14 protein-coding genes are annotated in these 13,730 nt (G+C 66.1%); all 14 read right to left on the reverse strand.

The annotated features are described in order from the left end of the window. Positions 1 to 18: 18 nt before the first annotated feature. The 14 genes from ACW5DN_RS10850 to ACW5DN_RS10915 all read right to left on the reverse strand — a co-directional run bounded on the left by ACW5DN_RS10850 (position 19) and on the right by ACW5DN_RS10915 (position 13,716). The gene (locus tag ACW5DN_RS10850) at positions 19 to 633 is read right to left on the reverse strand and encodes a YbhB/YbcL family Raf kinase inhibitor-like protein (protein ID WP_456962675.1); all 615 of its coding nucleotides are present in this window, start codon (positions 631 to 633) and stop codon (positions 19 to 21) included. A gap of 19 nt (positions 634 to 652) precedes the next feature. After that, the gene (locus tag ACW5DN_RS10855; RefSeq protein ID WP_456962676.1) at positions 653 to 2,734 is read right to left on the reverse strand and encodes a tetratricopeptide repeat protein; all 2,082 of its coding nucleotides are present in this window, start codon (positions 2,732 to 2,734) and stop codon (positions 653 to 655) included. A 92-nt stretch (positions 2,735 to 2,826) separates the two neighbouring features. Beyond that, positions 2,827 to 3,810, reverse strand: a complete 984-nt coding sequence (locus ACW5DN_RS10860; protein WP_456963049.1) for a YheT family hydrolase — start codon at positions 3,808 to 3,810, stop codon at positions 2,827 to 2,829. 14 nt (positions 3,811 to 3,824) lie between these two features. Further along, the gene (locus tag ACW5DN_RS10865) at positions 3,825 to 4,625 is read right to left on the reverse strand and encodes a lysophospholipid acyltransferase family protein (protein WP_456962677.1); all 801 of its coding nucleotides are present in this window, start codon (positions 4,623 to 4,625) and stop codon (positions 3,825 to 3,827) included. 67 nt (positions 4,626 to 4,692) lie between these two features. Further along, on the reverse strand, positions 4,693 to 5,172 hold the full coding sequence (locus tag ACW5DN_RS10870; protein WP_456962678.1) for a hotdog fold thioesterase: 480 nt from the start codon (positions 5,170 to 5,172) through the stop codon (positions 4,693 to 4,695). Between the two features lie 341 nt (positions 5,173 to 5,513). Further along, positions 5,514 to 5,723 carry a hypothetical protein gene (locus tag ACW5DN_RS10875; RefSeq protein WP_456962679.1) on the reverse strand — a complete coding sequence of 70 codons (210 nt, stop codon included), beginning with the start codon at positions 5,721 to 5,723 and terminating at the stop codon, positions 5,514 to 5,516. Positions 5,724 to 5,859: 136 nt separating this feature from the next. Next, a complete protein-coding gene (locus ACW5DN_RS10880; RefSeq protein WP_456962680.1) occupies positions 5,860 to 7,812 on the reverse strand; it encodes a phospholipase D family protein in 1,953 nt (650 codons plus the stop codon). After that, positions 7,809 to 8,396, reverse strand: a complete 588-nt coding sequence (locus ACW5DN_RS10885; RefSeq protein WP_456962681.1) for a YceI family protein — start codon at positions 8,394 to 8,396, stop codon at positions 7,809 to 7,811. The genes ACW5DN_RS10880 and ACW5DN_RS10885 overlap by 4 nt, the downstream gene beginning before the upstream one ends. 47 nt (positions 8,397 to 8,443) lie before the next feature. Next, positions 8,444 to 8,920 carry a SixA phosphatase family protein gene (locus tag ACW5DN_RS10890; RefSeq protein ID WP_456962682.1) on the reverse strand — a complete coding sequence of 159 codons (477 nt, stop codon included), beginning with the start codon at positions 8,918 to 8,920 and terminating at the stop codon, positions 8,444 to 8,446. Positions 8,921 to 9,011: 91 nt separating this feature from the next. Next, positions 9,012 to 9,641, reverse strand: a complete 630-nt coding sequence (locus tag ACW5DN_RS10895) for a nucleotide-binding protein (protein ID WP_456962683.1) — start codon at positions 9,639 to 9,641, stop codon at positions 9,012 to 9,014. A 92-nt stretch (positions 9,642 to 9,733) separates the two neighbouring features. After that, positions 9,734 to 10,390: a tetratricopeptide repeat protein gene (locus ACW5DN_RS10900; RefSeq protein ID WP_456962684.1), complete on the reverse strand. Its 657-nt coding sequence runs from the start codon at positions 10,388 to 10,390 to the stop codon at positions 9,734 to 9,736. A 51-nt stretch (positions 10,391 to 10,441) separates the two neighbouring features. Then, positions 10,442 to 12,394: a M61 family metallopeptidase gene (locus ACW5DN_RS10905; protein ID WP_456962685.1), complete on the reverse strand. Its 1,953-nt coding sequence runs from the start codon at positions 12,392 to 12,394 to the stop codon at positions 10,442 to 10,444. An 87-nt stretch (positions 12,395 to 12,481) separates the two neighbouring features. Further along, positions 12,482 to 13,015: a hypothetical protein gene (locus ACW5DN_RS10910; protein ID WP_456962686.1), complete on the reverse strand. Its 534-nt coding sequence runs from the start codon at positions 13,013 to 13,015 to the stop codon at positions 12,482 to 12,484. A 47-nt stretch (positions 13,016 to 13,062) separates the two neighbouring features. Then, positions 13,063 to 13,716 (reverse strand): DUF938 domain-containing protein, encoded by a 654-nt coding sequence (locus tag ACW5DN_RS10915; RefSeq protein WP_456962687.1) that lies wholly within the window; start codon positions 13,714 to 13,716, stop codon positions 13,063 to 13,065. Between the last annotated feature and the right edge of the window lie 14 nt (positions 13,717 to 13,730).

The raw sequence follows: 13,730 nt of genomic DNA on the forward strand, positions 1-13,730 counted from the left end.
GGCTTGCTTGCTGCCGGGCTATTGGTGCAACGAGTACGTCGCGTGGACCGCTGCCTCGGCCAGGACGTGGCCGTGCATCGCGGAGAACACCTGCGCCGCGGTGAACGTCTCCGGCAGCGGCAAGGTATCGACATCCAGCGCGAACACGCGGAAGAAGTACCGGTGCAACCGCAGGTCATTGGGCGGCGGGAACGGGCCGTCGTAGCCGTACCAGTCGCCGGCCATGTCCGGGTCGTCGGCAAACCAGCCGGTGTAGTCGTTCAGCCCCTGGCGGGACCCGGCGGGACCTGCCGGCTCGCGCTTGCCGTGGGGAACCACTCCATCACTGCACGCGCCGGCGGCGACCTCGCGCAGGTCGGTGGGCAGGTCGATCATCACCCAATGGATGAAGTCGCCGCGCGGTTGCGCGATCGGGATCTGCACCCCTTCCTTGCCCGCCATCCCGGCCACCGTGGGCGCGTCCGGATCAATGCACAGCAGAGCAAACGAGCGGGTGCCGGCAGGGACGTCCTCCCAGGCCAGGTGCGGGTTGCGGTTGCCGGCAAAACCGAATCCGTCGGCGACCGGTTGCCCGGCGGCGAACTCCGCCGGCAGCGGTTGACGGGCCTGGAAACTGTTGCTGTGGATGTGCATGCAGGACTCCTCGATGGGCTCAGGATTCCGGGTAGCCCAGGCGGACGGCGACCGGTGTCAGCACCGCATAGGCATCAGCGAGCGACGGTTCGAAATCGCGCCAGTGGCCAGCGGGGAACCGGTCCTCGCCCAGGCGGCCCGGCGGCGCCGGGGCGACCGCGACCTGGATCGCCTCGGCAATCGCTGCGGCAACCCCGGCCGGGTCGTTCTCAATGCCATCCAAGCGAAGCAAGCGGTGCCTGAGCAGGTCTTGTTCATGCAGATCGGCGACCTGGGTGAGCACCTGGGCCAACCAGCGCGCAGCGACCAGCGGCGACTCGAGCGCGAACGGCGCTGGCGAGCCGAATGCCAGCCAGTCCAACAGCATGTCGCGCGGATCGCGCAACGCGATCACCAATAACGCCTCGGGCAGATGCGGGCGCAGCGCAAGCACAGCGGCGTTGTCCCACCACAGCAGCCAGTCAAATACCTCGGCAGGCTTGATCCCACGCGCGGGCAGCGCCGCCTTCCACTCGGCGATCAGGTTCGCCGGCTCGGCCGTGCCGGTGCTGAGTGCATCGATGGTGAGATAGCGCTGGAACAGGTCCTTGGGCGGATTGGGACCGAAGCGGTCGCCATACAGCGTCGCACCGCCCAGGTGCAGGGTGCCGGTGACGCGTTCGATCAATGAGCCCGGCGCACCCCAAAGCAGGAATGCCGGCTGTGCAGTTTGTTGGGCCGGCGTCAGCTCGGTCGCCTCCGGCCACGGCCCGTCCAGGGTGCTGGGCGTGGGCAATGGCAGGCGCTTGGAAACGACCTCGGCGTGCAGCTCGGCCCAGGTCGCGACGGCAGCGTCCGGCTGTCCGGCAGTGTCAAACGTGCGGCCCAGGAGCCTTCGAAGGTTGCCATTGACCGTCTCGTTGGTAGCGCGCGCCAGCAAGCCCTCAACGCGCTCGATGGCCGCCTCCGGGTCGCGTTGCTGGAGCCCGTTGATGATCCGCATCTCGGCCTTGGCGTGCCCGGGTTCAATCTCGGTGATGCGTTGGGCCAGGGCGTCGCCCTGATCCGGGTGGCCGGCCAGATCATGCACGGTGATCTGCGCTTCCATGGCCGGGATGCAGTTGGGCATCGCCTGCTGCCAGCGGCGGATCACTTCGACCGCATCATCACTGGCGAACTGCTCGAACAACAGGCGCGCACGCCACAGATCCACCAGTTGCGGGTGCTCCGCCAACAGGGCGTCCAGCGTGCTGCGCGCCTCGTCCGCGGCATCCAGCCGACGCCATGCTTCGCTGATCGCCAACAGGGTACGACGGTCACCCGGCTGCGCTTGCAGTGCGCCGCGCAGCCGGTCACGTGCGGCTTCGTTGCGATTGGCTTCCAGCTCCAGCTCGCCCATCATCCGTTGCAGCGACGGGCTGGTGTGCTCACCTTCGAGCAAAGGCGCGATCTCGTCGGCGGCGGCCTCGGGCCGGCCCTGCCGGCGGAGCAGGTCGGCCACCAGCGCGCGCAACGGCATCGAGTCGGGATTCGCCTCGCGCAAACTGGCGAACGCCTGCTCGGCAAACGCGTAGTGGCCCTTGGCCATGTAGGCAAAACCCAGCGAGTGACGCAGGGTCGGCTCCTCGGGCCAACGTTGGGCGGCCGTGTTCAAGATCGCCAGCGCGCGGTCGGGATCCCCGCCGCGCAGCGCCAGGGTGCCTTCCAGAGCGGCGACCTGCGGGTGTTCCGGTGCAATTCTCGCCGCCGTGCGGGTCAGCCGCGCGGCCTCCACCAGGTCGCCGTGACCGATCGCCAGCTGTGCCTGCACGATGTAGGCCGGGAACTGGTTGGGGTCCAGGCCGGTGCTGCGGGCGAGAGCGACTTGCGCCTCATCGAGCTTCCGCTCATGCAACAGCAGCCCGGCACGCTCCAGGTGCAAATTGGCGTCATCGGGGGCAAGGCCGATGGCGCGATCGATCGACTCGATCGCCGCCGCCTGATCGCCCGCCAGTCGCAACGCGGAGGCCAGCAACCGGTGGGCGGCGGGGTCTTGGGGTTGCCCGGAGACGGCATCCCGCGCGGCCTCAAGCGCTTGCGCGGCGTCGCCGCGACGCAGGGCGTCGATGATCGGTTCGTACATGGATTACTGCTCGCAATTCGGGCGGATCGCCCATTGTAACGGCGCTGTGCGTCGCCCGCCGCGACGTGGGCCTTACGGTGCCGCGTCCAGAATCATTGCGGCCCGGACAGGCGCTGCGAGATCCAGCGCTCGCCAAATCCATCCAGTCGCGCATTTTGCAAGAACCCGCAGTGGCCGCCCCAAGGTGATATTTCCAGTTGCACGGTGTCTGGCAATTGCTGCGACTGCCAGCCGGCCACCGGGATCACCGGATCGTCGGCCGCCATCAGGACGCTGGTCGGCACCTGCAAGCCGGCCAGCCGGTCGCCAGCAATTGAATAGCCATCAAAGTACCGTTCCAACGTGCCGAAGTCGGTATTGCGCTCGACCAACCATTGGGTCAGTGGCCGCATCCTCAGGCCCAGTACCCGGTCGTCGAAGTCATGCTGCTCCGGGAACAATGAACGTTTGCGTTGCAGCGACTGTCGCCATTTGCGCTCGAAATGCTGCATGTAGAGCGGAAATCCCCGTTCCATTGCGTCCATCGTGCGCGCCGGATCGATCAGCGGACACACGACCGCGACGCGCGCGATCGACAATCCGGCCGCCGGCGCATGCAAGGCCAGCCGGAGGGCAAAGTTCCCACCCAGCGAATACCCCGCCACGACCAACGGACGCAACGGGAATCGCCGCGCGACGTCGCCGGCCGCATGCACGACCTCGTCGATCCGGTTGGAGTGGAAGATGCCTTCGTTGAGGTGATGGGTCCCGCCGTGGTCGCGGAAGTTGAGCCGGAATACCTCGAAGCCCGACTCCAACAGACGCGCCGCGGTCAAACACATGTAGCTGGAATCGACACTGCCTTCCCAGCCATGCAGCAGCAGCGCCAGCCCACGCGGCGCGACCCCGGGCACGGCACTGTGCAGGCCTTGCAGGCGCACGCCACGGCCGCCATCAATCAGATGCGAAGTGGTGACGGCAGCGGTGGCCTCCAACGCCCGCCGGCCCATCCGCTGGCGCATCACGCTGCCCCCCAGCAGTGTCTGCAGGTGGGCATTGCGTAGCCAGCGCGGTGGCTGGTAATCGGCCGCGGTCAACATCGACGAATCCGTCAGCTCGCCATTGCCTGCAGGATGCGCGAGCGTGCCAGCTCGGCGATCCTTCGTCGCCCGTCGGCTTCACCCGACGCGATGGGGGCCAGGAAATGAATCTCCGCGACCCGCGCCGGCTCGCCCAACAGACGCCAGAAATTGCCGACGAAAGATTCGCGTTTACCGAACGCCACTCTGTTCTGGGCGGATCCGCCTTCGCCGTACCGCAGCGCGACCGGTTGCACCGGCATCCCCGACTCCACCGCGGCCAGGAAAATGCGCGCATGGAACGGCCCGACCTCGCCGCCGCCGCGGGTACCGCCCTCGGGAAACACCCCCACCGAGCGGCCATTGCGCAAGCGGGCCAACATCTCATGCAGCACGCCGCCCAGCGACTCGGTGCTGCCGCGGGAGTGGAAGATCGTCTCCGCACGCCCGGCCAACCAGCCGACCATCGGCCAGCCCTGGATCTCGCGTTTGGCCACCAACCCCATCATCCGCTGGCTGTGCAGCGCAACGATGTCGATCCAGCTGACATGGTTGGCGACAAACATCGTCGGCCCCGGCGAGGGTGCGCCTACCCGGCGCAGGCGGAATCCAAACACCCGCATCAACCCGGCCGACCACGCGCGGATCATCCGGTGATCCAGCCGCTCGCCGCCAACCTGAAGCCCGCCCAGCAGCGGACTGATCAACACCAGCACCAGCGGCAGGTCGACCAACAGATGCCACAACAGCATCGGTACGCGATAGCAGTAGCGGAACAGGCGCGCCAGCGGTGCGCCAGGCGCCGCGGCGCCGGTCGGAGACGGCGCATTCATGCGGTGAAAGATACCAGTGGAAGGGCCGGATAATGATGACTGCCGTTCAACCCATCGCGCGTTCCGGCTACTCGCCGCGGCTGGCCACCACCGCCAAAGTCAGCCTGGAGATGCAGACCAGTCGATCGCGGTCATCGGCGATGCGGATCTCCCAGACCTGGGTCCGGCCACCCACGTGCAGCGCTCGCGCGGTGCCAGTGACAACGCCATCTCGCGCGGCACGCAAGTGGTTTGCGTTGATCTCGATACCGACGCAGACGCGATCCTCCGTTACGCACAGGTTGCCGGCGCTGCTTCCCAGGGTTTCTGCCAGCAGCATTGACGCACCGCCGTGCAGCAAGCCATAGGGTTGTCGTGTCTTCGCGTCGACCGGCATCGTGGCGCGCACGTAGTCGGCCCCGATCTCGGTGAAGACGATACCCAACGCCTCTATCGCGGTGTCGCGTGATAGCTCATTGAGACGCTCAACGGTGGTCGGGCGACGAAACGGGCTGCTCACCGGGCCGCCAGGGTGCGGGACGTTACCCTCGGAAGACGTTGCATTCATTGGGACACGATAGTCGACGATCAGCCAATCCGGAACCGTACCTGGCGCGAGCCAAACCGGCTGCGGGCTGGACGGGTCAGATAGCTGCTGGCGCTGGTGTAACCCTGCGGTGCAGCGCTGTGTCGGCGGCGCGGTTCGTGATGCACGGGTGCTGGCTGGGCGCTGGCGTCACTTGCCGCGGAAACGCGTGCGGCCGGTGCACTATCGCCATTACGGTGGATGGACTGGGATACGCTGTTGAAAATAGACTCGAGTTTGACTTTTTTTCTCCTGAAAACAAGGTGTTACGTTGATATTGGATGCAATATTATAACACAGTTGCCTACATTTATGAATAGGGGTCAGCCAATCCTGAACAGGTGGCTCCCGGGGTTGCCGGCGTAGCGCGGTGTGCGCAGGTAGTCCGGATTGCTGGCATAGCCGCGGTTGCTGTAACCGACGCCGAAATCACGCTCTGCGCCGGTGCGGCGCGGCTGGCCGATGTCATTGTGGTGCTGGCGATCAAAGAAGCGGTTGGCGTTGGTGGACGAGTTGTTGGACGGGACGTTCATGGCCTTGCCTCTGTGGTGTAGTGATTTGGTGTGTTGGTAATGTACAACACCATTTGTCACGTACACGTGCCAGAAGTCACCCAACTAACGACAGGGGTGCGTTTGCGGAATGCCGATGAGGCCGGGGGAACGCGCGTTACAGGATGGGCGCCAGGCCCGCGCCGAAGGCGGTAAACAGTCGCGTCGGCAGCCCCTTGCCCACAAGGTTTACTTCCGGGAAGTCACCCACCGGCCGATAGCAGGCACGAAAGCGCGGGTCGTCGGGTGGCAGCGGAGCCGGACATTCCGGGCTGGGCTCGTACTCGTAGCTGGTCGCGTACCGCGTCGGCCACAGATCGAAAATGGGCAGGTACTCGGAAATTTTCCCCAACGAGTACTCCAGTCCAGAGAACACCGGCGGCTTGTCGCGCGGGGCGATCACCCAGGAATTGGCCGGACTGGTGTCGCGCCGGATGCTGGCCGCGAGCGCTCGGGCAAACGCGATGTCATCGATGATCACCGCGCTCTCGGTGTTGTAGACGTCCCCGCGCGGATCGAAGTTGTGCGTCCCCACCACGCCGATCCGGCGATCGATCACCAATGACTTGGCATGCATCCCCATGCGCACCCCGGCACGTTTCAGCGGCACCGGCTCGTTGGCGCGGCGGCGGAAGTAGCGGGTAGCGCCGTATTCCGATTGCAATGGCCGCCGATAGCGGGCCGAGCGCAGCACACTGTTGCGGTCGGGCCGCGTGGTCGGCGGCGCTGCCGGCTGGATCGACTCGGGCACGTAGTCGGGCAACACAGCGCCGGTCGTCGACAGGTCGATCGGCGCGTCTTTGGGGAACGGCTTGTACTCGTAGATCTGGAAGCCAAAATCGCGCAGGTAGCGGCGTTTGTATTTGTAGGACAGCGCATAAGCGAAGAATGCATCGGTCGCGGCCAGGCTGTTGGTCGAGACCACCACCCGCGGCGCGTCGGCACGGTCGTGCAGGCGTTCGAACAAGCCCTGGGCGGGTTTGGACAGCACCAGGTACGGCGTCTGCAGCAGCACTTCTTCCTGTGCCGACGCGATCAGCCGGCCCAATGAGTGGGACGCCGCGGCAAAATTCGCCGGTACCTCGGCATGGTGTTTGTCCGGCCCATCGGAAACGTAGTGGATCTTGCCCACCGCGAGCGCGCGGTCCACCAGACGCGCCTGCACGACCGCGCGATCGCTTGCATCGTCGCGCATCGCCTGGGCACGTTGCGGGCGCTCGAACTGGTAGGTGGGCAGGACCGGCACGCCGCGCTCGAGCAAGGCCCGGCCGACATCGGCCAGCCGTGCCGGAGGAACGCTGCGCGAGTCATCCCAGAACCTGCCGAAGTCGACCGCCATGGCCCGCGCCACCGGCCCGGCGACCAGGACGTCGCGATCACGGAAGTTGTACTGCTCGTCCCAGTCGTAATAAGCGTCCTGGTAGTTACGTCCGCCGGTGATCCCGATCGCCCCATCCACCAACAGCAGCTTGGTGTGCATGCGCTGGTTGAGCTGGCGCCAGCAACAGGCGGCGGCAAGCAGGTACTGCGGATAGCTGATCCTGGCCCGATGCAGCACCGGGTTGTACAGCTTGACCTCGAAATTCTGGTGGACGCCTGCAAGTGCGGCGAGGGTTTCTGCATTCTGCAGCGCCGCCAACTGGTCCATCAACAACCGCACCCGGACCCCGCGACGGGCGGCAATCAACAACTCGTCCAGCACCAGTCGCCCGGCATCGTCCGCGTCGTAGATGTAGGTCTGCAGGTCGATGGCGGTGGTGGCGCTGCGGATCAGGTTGATTCGCGCCAGCATTGCGTTGGTGCCGCGATCCAGAAGCAATGCGTAGTGCCGCGGTTGCTCCGCCGTGGACTCGCTGAATGCCTTTCCAGCCAGCGCACGTAGTGGTGACGGCTGGGCGCAAGCGTCGATGGCATCGCAGCTCGACTGGGTCGAGCGCGCGGCCTGGGCAACCGCGCTGGCGCGAGTGGCCTGTTGCGGTGTCAGGCTTGCGCACGCCCCCAGGGCCAGCGCCAGCAGTACGATGGCCGGCCGCAACAGCCAGGCCGCACGGCCTTGCGTGGCAGCGTTCATGGCGTCGGTGTCGGTTCGCGCAAACGCACGCGCATGGTGAACTGCACCTGGTCGGTCAACATCAGCCGCCAGCCATCGAGTCCGTAATCGCGCCGGCTGACGCTGCCCACGGCGACCGCATCACACCCCATCGCCGGCCGCATGCAGGTGGACGGCGCCAGCGTGAATGTCTCTATCCGACTGACTCCGTGCATGCTGAGCCGACCCCGAAACTTGCCACCGTCGTGGCCAAGCGCGACACCAAGCGGCTCGGACACGAACTCGATCACCGGGTAGCGCTGCGCATCAAAGAACCCTTCTCCGCGGGCCAGCTCGCTATAGCGAAGGGAATCGGTCACCTCCACGGCATTGGTCGCCAAGCGAACATAAATCTGGCTGCGACCGTCAGGCAAGGTCACCTTGGCCCCGTCATAAACCGGGAACCGGCCTTGCACGTGCTGTCCCCAGCGGGTGCGCAGTTCGAAACTAAATTGAGTGTTGAGTGGATCAAACCCCATCTCGTCGGCGGCATCGCCGCCAGTGTCCACCGGTCCCGGCGGCGCCGGGTCGGTTGCGCCGGCATGCGCGGGCAACGCCGACGCCATTGCCAACAGCGCTGTCGCAATCCATCCAAGCCATACGTAACTCGGGCTCACGGCCACCAGAAAGCGCTGAGCTGGGCCACGCCCGGCTCGAGCCGACGGTCATCGGGAATGGTCAACACCGCGATCCCACCCGAGGCCATGCCGCGATAGTCGCCGGACTGGCCGCTGTGCAGCAACGCCGCCAACTGCTCCAGACCCGGGTTGTGGCCCACCAGCAGCAGGCGCCCAACATCGCGGTGGGCGTCCGCCAATGCGATCAATGCGCCGGGGTCGGCGCCGTAGATGCTGTCATCGACACGCTGCTCGACGTACCCGATCACCCCCAGTACGGCCTCCAGGGTCTCCCGGGTGCGGCGCGCAGGAGAGCACAACACGCAGTCTGGCACCAGCTTCTGCGCCGCCAGCCAATGTCCGGCAGCCTCGGCCTCGGCCCAGCCTTCCGAGGACAATGGCCTGTCCATGTCGGCGTGGCCGGTGGCGCCGTGATCGGCATGGGCATGACGGAGCAGGATCAATTCACGCATGGCGGGACCTCATCGAAGCGGAAGGTTCAAGCGGAAAGTCGGCGCAGGTAGCCACGCCCCGGAGTCGAGTGCGGAGCAAACAGGCGGCGCGTCATTTCTTCAGCCATTTCAGCAGCGGCTTCCAATCGGCCTGATGCTCGCGCACATGCATGGAGTGGTAATCGAACAGGCTCTTTCCCAAGCCGCTCAAGACCACATAGGCCTGGCTGTCGCGCAACTGGGCGACCAGCGGATACGGCCATTGCTCCAGTAGCTCGAGCGCTTCCCGGGAGACCGTGGTCCAGGGGCGCAGGCGATTGGCGACCAGGCCGACCCGCAACTCACCGCGGCGCACGCGCGGGTGTTGGGCAAGTGAATCCAGGAACGGCACGCTGGCCTCGATATCAAATGTGGAAGGCTGCACCGGAACCACGACCGCGGCGGCGACGTCGAGGAATGTCTCCAGCTCACGCGCCATCGCACCGGCGGCGGCGTCCACGATGACCAGGTCGGTATCGGCTGGCAGCCGAGCGCGCCACGTTCCTCGACGGGTGCCATCGACCGGCAACACCGCGCTGTCCAGCACCGAGCGACGTTCGGCCCAGCGACGAGCCGAGCCCTGCGGATCGGCGTCGACCAACACCGTGTTTGCGCCGGCCAGGGCGGCCTGCGCGGCAAGATGGGCGGCGATGGTGGTCTTGCCTACCCCGCCCTTGGAACTGGCCACCAGCACGGTCTTCATTGCGTCTCCCAGATTCACGGCTACCGCAGCGTCAGAGGCTACAGCCTGCAGCGTACACCGGGCCGGAAGCGAACGGCGCTATAGCCAGGTTGTCAGCGCCATTCGGGCGGATTGGCCGCCCACGCCTGTTGCACCTGGGACAGCACTGCCAACTCATCGGCATTCCAATCGGGCAGTGCCGATGCGAGGGTGTCGGACGAGCGCCACTTGGCCGGATGGGTGCGCACACCGGCCGCGTACCAATGCACCGCCTCGTCGCGGCGGTCGAGCTGCCACAGTGCCAAGGCAAGCGTCATCGGCATCCAGTCAGCCGTGATGTTGCGCGATTTCAGCAAGCTCTCCCACTGGGTCAACGCGCCGGCGTGGTCACCGCTGCGGTACAGATCCCAGCCGTAATTCCACATCACCGTCCGGTACAGGCCGTCATTGATGTCCATCTGGCCAAGCAGGCGCTGGTACAACTCCACACCCAATCCCGAGCGGCCGCCGGCCAACGCAATGTGGGCCAGCTGTGCCGTCTCTTTCTTCGCCCGCGGATTGCGCGCAAGCACCTTGACCAGCTTCTGGGTGACTACCTCACCTTCGCCCCTGACGGCCACCACGGGTTGGGTGGTACGCGCGTCCTCGGCGAAATAGAACTCCGAGATTGGCATCAACGGCATCGTGGCGGTTTGTGCCGAGACCGTTCCAGCAAGTGCCAGGCATGCCGTGAGTACCACGCCCGCGAAGGGCCGGTTACTGATTTTCATACGCACTCCCCCTGATTTCACCTGCATGATAGCTGGTTGCGATGGCCGGCTTCACAGTGGCGCGAGGATCCGGCTCAAGCGATCCTTGCTACCGGCGATCCGCTCCAGGTGCGGATACTTCAGCCCGTCGCGGTAGTCCAGCGTGAGCGTACGCACGACCTCGCCATGCTTGACCACCAACTCGATCGGCGTGCCGTCCGCGTGGGCGGCCTTGATCGCGTCGTCCAGCAAGCCGGTCTCGAACGCGTAGCCGTTCACTGCCAGCAAGGTGCTGCCAGTGGCGATGCCGGCGTTGAATGCCGGCCCATCCCAGCGCACCGCGTTGACCTTGCCGCCACTGCTGGCCAGCATCATCCCCAGCGACGCGGTGTAGTCCGCGGCCTTGCGCGAGGCGAGCAAGCTCTTGTGGTAGTCCGACGGCTTGTCGGTGTAGACCAGCTTCCAACCTGCCGCGGCAAGCCCGTCCAGCGGCGCTGAGTGGGCATCCAGGCGGCTGCGCAGGAAACCGGCCCAGTCGTGTGCAGCGACACCATCCAGTGCCTCGACCACGTCCTGGAACTCATAGGGCACGACCTCCCAACTGCCATCCTGGATGCCGAAGAATGCACTGGCAAAATCATCCAGCGACTTGCGTCCGCCACTCAGCTCGCGCAGCTTGCTGTCGACCGCCAGCCAGATCAACGCGCCGGCGTTGTAGTAGTCCTCGCTCATCTGGTAACTGCGGTACGGCTGCGGCTGGCGCTCGGCAATCACCGGGTCGTAGGTGGTGTCCTGGACGGTGCGCCACTGCAGGCCCGGGCGGTCGGTGGCGTAGGTGGCGGCCACCAGCGCCAGTGCCCCCAGCGCGGCGTCCTTGTCCCACAACCCCGAGCGCGCCGCCAGCACCATGCCCCAATACTGGGTCTGGCCTTCGTAGACCCAGAGCAGGCTGCCGTCCATCGGCACGTGGAAGTTCGGCGTTGCCAATCCCGCCGGGCGACGGAACTTGCCATTCCAGGAATGCACGAACTCGTGCGGCAGCAGGTCGCGGCTGGCCACGTGTTTGTCCCATTCGGTGAAGTAGCCCGGCTTCACCCCGTTCTCGCTGGAGCGCTGGTGCTCCAGCCCTTGTCCGCCCATCCGGTCCGACAGCGAAAACAGCAGGTCGTAATGGTCGTAGTGCTGCGAATCGAACAGCTTGTAGGCCTGCTCGACCAGCGCGCGATGCTTGTCCAACTGCTCCTCGGTAGCCTCCAGGTACTTGGCCGAATCGGCAATGATGTCGAAACGCACTGGCCGCTCCGCGCCCGGATCCAGGTCGACCTGGCGGAAGTGGCGCCCGGCGTAAACCGGCGAATCCTGCAGCACCTCGAAGCTGACCGTGCCGTAGTGCAAGGTGTCGCCAGCGCGCGATTGCAGCTCCAGCGCGGTGCCGGCCTGCCACCCGGCGGGCAGCACCAAGGTCGGGCGGATCTGGATCTGGCGGGTGTAGTAACCGGCCGGATACAGCGCCACCGAGCCCCACTGCACGTTGAGCATGTCTTGCGTCATCACCACCCGGCCCTGGTTGCCGGCGGTCGGGGTAAGCAGGTCGAACTCGATCTCCAGCGTGGCCACACCGGCGGGGACGTCGAGCTGGAAGGCGTAGACGTCAGTCGGGTCGCGCTGCCACTGGATCGCCTGGCCATTGCCGTGGATCGTCAGTCCCGCCAACTTGCGGATCGGCCCGGCCGGACGGTGCTTGCCCGGGATCCACTTGGGAAACAGCAATCGCATGGTCCCGACCTGCACCGGAATGCTCTGGCGCACATGGAACACCCGTCGCGCCAGGTCGGTCGCATCAACGGTGACCGACAGCGTGCCCGGGTATGGCTGGTCGAGCGGTGCCGTTGCCGGCGACGATGGTGCCGATACAACGGTCGGCGCGGTGGCAGGCGGTGACTGCTGGGCCACGGCGAAGGAGCAAGGCAACAACGCGGCGACCAGCACCGGCGACAGGACAGACAAGCAACGCAACCGCGACATCGGCAAACCCCCGGGAAAGCAACCGCCCCATCCTACTAGCCGGTCACCCGCGCGCGCCTGCCAAATGGCATGGCCGATGACCGCGTGCTACAGCGTGCCGACGACCTCGTCCGATGCCGCTTCCAGCATCGCGGTGATGCGGTCGCGTTGCTCGTGGTTTTCGGGATGGGCGACGACCGCGAAGCGCCCGTTTTCGATCGCTTCGCGGACCTGGTTGATCAGCACGTCCTGGTCCGGGCGCAAAGTCACGAAGCCGCCACCAAACAGGCCGAACACGGCGCCGAAGAACACCAGCGCGCCACCCGTCGCCCACGGCGAGCTTCGGACCGCGCCGATACCCATCCCCCACAAGACCATGAACACCGCCAGCCCGACCAGGATGCCAATCAGGCCGAAGGTGATGTGCGCCTTGATCGCGGTGTGCCAGATACCGCGGCTGTCGGGTTCGATCTTGCGACCAGGCCGCGGATCGCTGGGCGTCACCACCTGGACCTGCTGCTCGCCCAGCCCGAGCTCGCTACGCAAGCGCGCCGCCACCTGCCGCGCCGCCGCCTCGTCGGAAAACAGCGCTGCCACCTTGCTGAAGGACCGCTCGCCGAATACCGGGCCGTTGGTTTTCATCCCACTCTCCGTCCACGCCGATGCCCTGACGATGCGTCACCGGGGGTCTAGGCGTGGTGAATCGGGCGGGTAGCTTGCCGCGTCCAGACCAGGCACCGGTTATTGGCCGGCATCGCCACGTCCTCCACCAGTTGCAGGCCGATCCCACGCGCCAACGCGTCGACTGCCTCGAAGTCGCGGATACCCGAGCGCGGATCGCGGGCCTTCAACCAGCCATCGAACTCGCGGTTGCTGTCGCTGCTGTACTCACCGTCGTAGTTGAAAGGCCCGTACACGACCAGCGTCGCGTCCTCGGCCAACGCGGCGTCGAGCCCGTCGAAGAACGCCTGCACATCCGCCCAGCCCATGATGTGCAAGGTATTGGCGGTGAACGCGGCATCGAACCGGACACGCCCTTCCCCCGCAGCCGTGCCCACCGCGTGGACCGGCCAAGGCCTGGCACTTACGTCCAGGGCCAGCGGCGCCGGCGTGTTCGCCAACGCCGCCTCATCCAGCCATTGCCTGATCCCCGGCAGATGCTCGGCCCGATCCGAGCATTGCCACACCAGCCACGGCATCGCCGCAGAGAAATGCACTGCATGCTGGCCGGTGCCAGCACCGATCTCCAGCACCTGGTGCCGGCCCGTAAAATGGCGCCGCAGCACCGCGAGGATCGGCTCGCGGTTGCGCTCGCAAGAAGGGGAAAACGGCTTGTCTGACATGCACCCAGCATGCC

Source organism: Lysobacter sp. A289, from assembly GCF_054072675.1.